Origin of the sequence: Streptomyces sp. NPDC059142 (assembly GCF_042755665.1) — a bacterium.
Taxonomy (GTDB): Bacteria; Actinomycetota; Actinomycetes; order Streptomycetales; family Streptomycetaceae; genus Streptomyces.
Genome location: NZ_JBHZDA010000092.1, coordinates 19907 through 27327, shown reverse-complemented (window position 1 = coordinate 27327; position 7421 = coordinate 19907). Strand labels below are relative to the sequence as shown.

Sequence of the window (7421 nt, the reverse complement as noted above, 5' to 3'; positions counted from 1 at the left end):
AGCCCCCCCTAGCGCGCCCCCGCCCCCCCCCGCCGCACTTTCCCGGCGGGGGCCCCGCCCGGGCTGCCCGCCCGCCCCCCGCCCGGCGCATACCGCTCAGAGCATCCGGCCCAGGCTCCGGCGTACCCGGCGCGCGTCCCGCAGCCGCTGCTCGTACGTGGCCCCCACCCCCAGGAGCAGCAGCCCCGCCAGGGCCGGCGGCAGCCAGCGCGGCAGCGCGCCCGCCACCTGCACCACGTACGGCGCCAGCTCGTGCAGCGTCACCAGCGCCAGCACCGCCCCGCCCAGCACCAGCGGCGCCCGCAGCCTCCGCCGCGCCCCGGCCAGCGTCAGCGCCAGCGCGGCGAGCCCCAGCAGCAGCGGGCGTACCCAGTGCGGGTCGCCCCACGCGGCGACCAGGCTCGGCGCGAGCGTCGCCGAGAGCCCCGGCCCGTACGCCGTCCACGACGACGCCGCCGGGTCCCCGCGCCGCCGCGCCACCCCCACGGCCAGCGCGGCCACCGTCACCGGCAGCGTGTACGCCTCGATCACCGAGACCCCCGACGCGCCCAGCCGCACCCAGGTCGCCGCGGTGAGGAGGGCCGTCGCCGCGTACCCCGCCACCCGGCGCCGCTCGGCCCGTACCGCCGTCCCGGCCGCGATCACGCCGCCCAGCGCGAGCACCAGCGCCAGCACCGGCGGGTTCCCCAGGGCGAGCCCGGCCGCGAGCAGCCCGGCGGCGGCGCCCGCGCTCTCGACCGGCACCGCCACCGGGTGGGCGCGCAGCCGCGCGCCGAGCAGCGCCACCGCCGCCGGTACGGCCAGGACCGCCACCGCGACGGCCTCGACGGGCAGCCCGGCCGCCGCCGGGACCGCGACCACCAGCGCCGTCGCGAAACCGACGGAGACACAGGCCACCAGCGCGCGCACCGGCTCCCCGAGCACCCCGTCCCCGCTTCCCTCGCCGCCCCGTACCGGCGCGGTGCGCAGCGCCACCGCCGCGCCCGCGAACAGCGCCGTCAGCGCCGCACACACGGTCAGGGTCGCCGGCCGGGTCGCGAGGGAGAGCGGCGCCACCGAGGCCGCGCCCGCCAGCGAGAGGACCAGCGCGGTGAGCGCCCCGGCCGCCCCCATCGGGCCCCGCGGCCGGACGGTGAGCGCCAGCGCGGTCGCCGTCAGGCCCAGCGGGACGGCGAGCGCCACCGCGTAGGGCGCGTCCGCCACGACCGGCATCACCAGCACCGTGGCCCAGCCGAGCACCCCCGCCCCGCACAGCGCCGCCGTACGCGTCCGCCGTACGTCGGTGACCGGCACGACCTCCGGAGCGAGACGCGGCAGCAGGCGGTACGCGGCGCACAGCGCCCCGGCGGCCGTCGCCAATGCCAGGGGCGCGGTGATCTGCCAGAACGCCCCGAGGCGGATCCCGAGCGCCGCCCGCGTCCCGTCCGGCACTCCCGACCAGATCTCCGGGAGACGGGCCGCCCCGCCCAGCAGCGCGGACACGGCCGAGGGCAGCGCCCACGGCAGCGCGGCCGCCGTCACCACGCCGCCCGCCACGCCCAGCCCCTGGAGCACGCCCCGCGGCAGCCGGGTCCTCACCAGCGCCAGCAGACCGGCGGCGCAGAGCAGATACCCGAGCACCGCCCACCCCGCCGGCAGCGCCGTACGCACCGGAGCGCCGACCGCGGCGACCACGGCGAGCCCCGCTCCCGCCGCGCACGGCCACGCCGCCCCCGGCGCCCGCCAGGCCACGGCCAGCCCGAGCGCGGCCCCGGTGAGCAGCAGGACGGCCGGCCCGGCCATCGCCGCCGGGGTCCCCGCGCCCACCGACGACCAGACGGCCACGAGCAGCGCCATGCCCCCGGTGGTGGACGCGGCCGCGGTCACCAGCCCCCGCGCGGCCCGCGACGCGGCGTACCGCGGCGGGTCCGCCGGGGCGTGGGAGAGCAGCCACAGGGCGACCGCCGTGTCCAGGGCGGCCGTCGCCAGCAGCGTCCACGCCACCGTCAGGGGCGTCCAGCCGCCCGCCATCGACCAGAGCGGCAGCGGGAGTTGGGCCATGACCACGGCGGCGGGGAGCGGACCGCGCAAGGCGCCGAGCAGCGCCCCGTACCCGCCCCAGACCGCGGCGAGCACCCCGCAGGCCACGGCCGCGCAGCGCAGTCCGTCCGCCTCCGGCAGCGCCACGGCGTACACCGCGTACGCGTCCAGGACCGTCAGTACCAGAGCCAGCCCCGCCACGGCCTCGGCCGTCGCGGAGAGCCCCCGGCGCACCAGCGCCACCGGGGCGGCGAGCGCGGCGAGGGTGATCACCGTCAGTACCGCCGAGCGCCCGCCGATGCCGAGACGGCCCCAGCTCAGCAGGGTGAAGGCGACGGCGGCGACCGCCAGCAGCACGCCCCCGAGGGCGAGCAGCACGTTCTGCGCGCTCGGCCCGGAGGCGCCGGGGGAACCGGTGGCACGGACGGCCGCGAGCGGGGTCGCCGGCTGGGGCGCGGGCCGGGACAGTACGGTCACCAGGTGGGCGCGGCGCGTCAGCAACTGACCCTTGCGCACCTCCAGCCAGCGCAATTCCCGGTCGATGAGCGCCAGTTCCCCGGCGGGGTGCGAAACGTTCTCCATACGGGGGAGTGTGGTCCGGGACACAGCCCCTGCCATGGGCGCGGCTACTCAGATCACGGCCTGAGTACGCCGGTTCCGGTTTGAACGAAGGCCGCCGGGGCCTGTATGGTTCAGGTCGTTCCCGGGCGATTAGCTCAGTGGGAGAGCGCTTCGTTCACACCGAAGAGGTCACTGGTTCGAACCCAGTATCGCCCACCGGGAAAGGCCGGTCCGTCCCCGACGGACCGGCCTTCGCGCGTTCCGGCGTAGGGATCAGGCGGCGGTGGCGGGCAGTTCGGGACGGAGCGGCCACGCGGGATCCGTCGCGCCCTCCCCGGAGCCGCGCGAGAACCATGCCTGGGGCCCGCGGGTCTGCGCCGCGTGCCAGACGGCCTGGAGCGTGTGCAGCTCCTGCGGCGAGAGCCGCTCCATCCGGGCCGCGAACCGGCGCCCGATCGCCCGGACCAGTTCCAGCGCCGACAGGGCCGACATCGCGGCCATCACCGCCGGGGTGACCGGCGCGGAGGGCCCGGCCGGCGCGGGCGGCCACTCCGGGCAGGTGGGCCAGACCGGCTCGGTCACCTCGGCCAGCTCGTCGTCGGTCGCCTCCGGTACGGCGTCCGCCCCCACCTCGTACTCGGCACAGAGCCGGGCGAGATCGCGGTCGCCCTTGCGGTAGCGGTCCAGATGGCGGTCGAGGACCAGCGGATCCAGCACGCACAGCGGCGCGTTCTCCATCCTGCGCCCGAAGGAGGAGGCGCGATGGCGCCGCAGCTCCCGGTCGAGGAGCGTCAGCCCGAACGGCGCGTTCATCACCACCACCGGCCTGCCCGCCTTGCACTGCTCCGCCAGCGCCCGGGCGACCTCCTCCACCACGGGCGCCGGCCAGCGTCCGTTGCGGTGCAGGAAGTTCTCCGTCAGCCCGTGCGCCTCGGCGGCCCCGGGCGGCACCGGCACCCCCGGGTCGACCAGCCAGCGCCGCACTCTCGGCCGTATCCCCGTCGTGTCCTGGACGATCAGCGCGGCGGAGACGAGCCGGTCCCTCTCGACGTCCACCCCCGTCGTCCCGGTGCCGAACGCGGCCAGCGGCCCCTCGTACCAACACGTCATGACCGAACTCCCCGAGCGTCTCGAACTGCTCACGCCATGGCGAATCGTCCGCCACCGGCCCCTAATCGGTAATACCCGGACAGGTGGCGTGATACGCGCCGTGTCCGGCCATCGCCACACGGTGACGCACGGGACGCCCGGGGCCGCCGGGCACGGTCGCGGCAAACCGTTTCGCGGGCGGGGTGCCCGGCTCGGTACGATGCGCAGTGCGTACGCCATGCGCAGGGTGCGCACCCCACAAGTCAGGAGAGACCGGTGTCAGACGTCCGTGTGATCATCCAACGCGATTCCGAGCGGGAAGAGCGCGTGGTGACGACGGGCACTACGGCGGCCGAACTCTTCCCCGGCGAGCGCACCGTCGTCGCCGCCCGGGTGGACGGTGAGCTGAAGGACCTCGCCTACGCGATCGGCGAGGGCGAGGTCGTCGAGCCCGTCGAGATCTCCTCCGAGGACGGTCTGAACATCCTGCGCCACTCCACCGCGCATGTGATGGCACAGGCCGTGCAGGAGCTGCACCCCGACGCCAAGCTGGGCATCGGCCCGCCGGTCAAGGACGGCTTCTACTACGACTTCGACGTCGAGACCCCCTTCACCCCCGATGACCTCAAGGCCATCGAGAAGAAGATGCAGGAGATCCAGAAGCGCGGACAGCGCTTCTCGCGCCGGGTCGTCACGGACGAGGCGGCGCGCGAGGAGCTGGCCGACGAGCCGTACAAGCTCGAACTCATCGGCATCAAGGGCGCGGCCTCGACCGACGACGGCGCGGATGTCGAGGTGGGCGGCGGCGAGCTGACCATCTACGACAACCTGGACGCGAAGACCGGCGAGCTGTGCTGGAAGGACCTCTGCCGCGGCCCGCACCTGCCGACCACCCGGAACATCCCGGCGTTCAAGCTGATGCGCAACGCCGCCGCCTACTGGCGCGGCAGCGAGAAGAACCCGATGCTCCAGCGCATCTACGGCACCGCGTGGCCGTCGAAGGAGGAGCTGAAGGCGCACCTGGAGTTCCTCGCCGAGGCCGAGAAGCGCGACCACCGCAAGCTCGGCAACGAGCTGGACCTCTTCTCCTTCCCCGACGAGGTCGGCTCCGGCCTCGCCGTCTTCCACCCCAAGGGCGGCATCATCCGCCGGGCCATGGAGGACTACTCGCGACGCCGCCACGAGGAGGAGGGGTACGAGTTCGTCTACACGCCCCACGCCACCAAGGGGAAGCTCTTCGAGAAGTCCGGGCACCTGGACTGGTACGCCGACGGCATGTACCCGCCCATGCAGCTCGACGAGGGCGTGGACTACTACCTCAAGCCCATGAACTGCCCCATGCACAACCTGATCTTCGACGCCCGGGGCCGCTCCTACCGTGAGCTGCCGCTGCGGCTCTTCGAGTTCGGGACGGTCTACCGGTACGAGAAGTCCGGTGTCGTGCACGGTCTGACCCGGGCCCGCGGCTTCACCCAGGACGACGCGCACATCTACTGCACCCGTGAGCAGATGGCGGACGAGCTGGACTCGACGCTGACCTTCGTGCTCAACCTGCTGCGCGACTACGGGCTGACCGACTTCTACCTGGAGCTGTCCACCAAGGACCCCGAGAAGTTCGTCGGCACGGACGAGGCGTGGGAGGAGGCCACCGAGACGCTGCGCGAGGTGGCCGAGAAGCAGGGGCTGCCGCTGGTCCCGGACCCGGGCGGCGCCGCGTTCTACGGCCCGAAGATCTCGGTGCAGGCGCGCGACGCGATCGGCCGCACCTGGCAGATGTCGACCGTGCAGCTCGACTTCAACCTGCCGGAGCGCTTCGACCTGGAGTACACCTCGCCGGACGGCTCCAAGCAGCGCCCGGTCATGATCCACCGTGCGCTCTTCGGCTCGATCGAGCGGTTCTTCGCGGTGCTGCTGGAGCACTACGCGGGCGCGTTCCCGGTCTGGCTGGCGCCGGTGCAGGCGGTCGGCATCCCGATCGGCGAGGCGCACGTCGAGTACCTCCAGGACTTCGCGAAGGCGGCGAGGGCCAAGGGGCTGCGGGTCGAGGTGGACGCGTCCTCCGACCGGATGCAGAAGAAGATCAGGAACCACCAGAAGCTGAAGGTCCCCTTCATGATCCTCGTGGGGGACGACGACATGAACGCGGGCACGGTCTCCTTCCGCTACCGCGACGGTTCGCAGGAGAACGGTGTGCCGCGCGACGAGGCGCTGGCGAAGCTCCTCGACGTGGTGGAGCGCCGCGTACAGGTCTGACCCGGCAGCGTGCGGATCGGCAGGGCCCCCGGAGGCGCGTCAGCGCCCCGGGGGCCTCTCCTTGTCCTCCCGGCCGAAGACCTGGATCAGCCAGGACGAGAACGAACCGGTGACCGCGCCGAGCAGCGCCAGCCCGCACATCATCAGAAAGACCGCGTACAGCCGGCCGAGCGGCGTCACCGGGGTCACATCGCCGTAGCCGACCGTGGTGATCGCCGAGCAGGCCCACCACACGGAGTCCCCGAAGGTACGGATCGTGGCTCCGGGCGCGTCACGTTCCTGCTGGTAGACGGCGAGCGCGGCGGCGAAGGTGAGCAGGCCCGCGGTGATGCTCGCGTACGCCATCACCCGCCCGTACAGGCTCAGCCGGGGGCGGTCGCGCCGCCGCTGGACCGCCATGTACGTGTTGACGATCCGCAGGGGACGCAGCAGGGGCAGCACCGTCACGACCGTGTCCAGCCAGTGCGTCCTGACGAAGCGCGCGCCCTGGCCGCTGAGGACCAGCCGTACGCCGAAGTCCACCACGAAGACCGCCCAGATCAGCAGGGACAGCGCCAGCGCGAGATCCCGCCAGAACGGGTCGGAACCCTCGTCGAGGACGCGTACCGCGTAGCAGGCGAGGAAGAGCGGCGAGGCCAGGAGCAGCGGCAGCTCCGTACGCCGCTCCCAGCCGCGCAGCCGGTCGGGGCCGTTGCGGACATGCATCGGCCCAGCATCGCCGGGCGGCGGCCCGTGCGGGCCCGGCGACACGCCTCGCACGGGCGAAGTCATATGCTGCACAGCATGACGAGTGAGCCGGAGCAGCAGATCGGAGTGGGGACCCAGGACGCGTTCCAGCGCCTGTGGACGCCCCACCGGATGGCCTACATCCAGGGTGAGAACAAGCCCAGCGGGCCGGGCGCCGAGGACGGCTGTCCCTTCTGCTCCATCCCGTCCAAATCCGACGAGGACGGGCTGATCATCGCGCGCGGCGAGCGGGTCTACGCGGTGCTCAACCTCTACCCGTACAACGGCGGGCACCTGATGGTCGTGCCCTTCCGCCATGTCGCCGACTACACGGAGCTGGACGAGGCGGAGACCGCCGAGCTGGGGCTCCTCACCCAGCGGGCGATGACCGCGCTCCGTGCCGCGTCCGGGGCGCACGGCTTCAACATCGGGATGAACCAGGGTGTTTCGGCGGGCGCCGGGATCGCCGCGCATCTGCACCAGCATGTGGTGCCGCGCTGGGGCGGGGACACCAACTTCATGCCCGTCGTCGGCCATACGAGGGTGCTGCCGCAGCTTCTGGCGGACACCCGCGCGATGCTGGCGGACGCCTGGCCGACCGGCTCGTAGCCCCTGCCCGAGCGGCCCGCCGCCGTGCGGTCGGCCGGGGCCGTGGGATCCCGCGTGCGTGTGGGCGGGCGCGCGGGGGGGGGGGGGGGGGGGGGGGGGGGGGGGCCCCCCGCACACAGCGCGGGGGCGCGGGGGTGATCGCGCGTGGGGGGGCGCGCGCACCC

At 74.1% G+C, this 7421-nt stretch carries 5 protein-coding genes and 1 tRNA gene; 3 read left to right on the top strand and 3 right to left on the bottom strand.

Annotated features, from left to right (window positions below):
• Positions 1–96: 96 nt before the first annotated feature.
• Positions 97–2601 carry an SCO7613 C-terminal domain-containing membrane protein gene (locus ACFXPK_RS26510; RefSeq protein ID WP_385079274.1) on the bottom strand — a complete coding sequence of 835 codons (2505 nt, stop codon included), beginning with the start codon at positions 2599–2601 and terminating at the stop codon, positions 97–99.
• A gap of 123 nt (positions 2602–2724) precedes the next feature.
• Between ACFXPK_RS26510 and ACFXPK_RS26505 the strand changes: the two genes are divergently transcribed.
• Positions 2725–2796, top strand: a tRNA-Val gene (locus ACFXPK_RS26505).
• A 57-nt stretch (positions 2797–2853) separates the two neighbouring features.
• Here ACFXPK_RS26505 and ACFXPK_RS26500 read toward each other — a convergent pair.
• Positions 2854–3690: a 3'-5' exonuclease gene (locus ACFXPK_RS26500; RefSeq protein WP_384997169.1), complete on the bottom strand. Its 837-nt coding sequence runs from the start codon at positions 3688–3690 to the stop codon at positions 2854–2856.
• 255 nt (positions 3691–3945) lie between these two features.
• Here ACFXPK_RS26500 and thrS point away from each other — a divergent pair, with 255 nt between their 5' ends.
• Positions 3946–5922 (top strand): threonine--tRNA ligase, encoded by a 1977-nt coding sequence (gene thrS / locus ACFXPK_RS26495; protein ID WP_385079270.1) that lies wholly within the window; start codon positions 3946–3948, stop codon positions 5920–5922.
• Between the two features lie 39 nt (positions 5923–5961).
• Here the strand turns inward: thrS and ACFXPK_RS26490 are convergent, their stop codons facing one another.
• Complete coding sequence (locus tag ACFXPK_RS26490) at positions 5962–6627, bottom strand: potassium channel family protein (RefSeq protein ID WP_384997165.1); 666 nt, start codon at positions 6625–6627, stop codon at positions 5962–5964.
• A 66-nt stretch (positions 6628–6693) separates the two neighbouring features.
• Here ACFXPK_RS26490 and ACFXPK_RS26485 point away from each other — a divergent pair, with 66 nt between their 5' ends.
• Complete coding sequence (locus ACFXPK_RS26485) at positions 6694–7257, top strand: HIT family protein (protein ID WP_384997163.1); 564 nt, start codon at positions 6694–6696, stop codon at positions 7255–7257.
• Positions 7258–7421 lie beyond the last annotated feature (164 nt).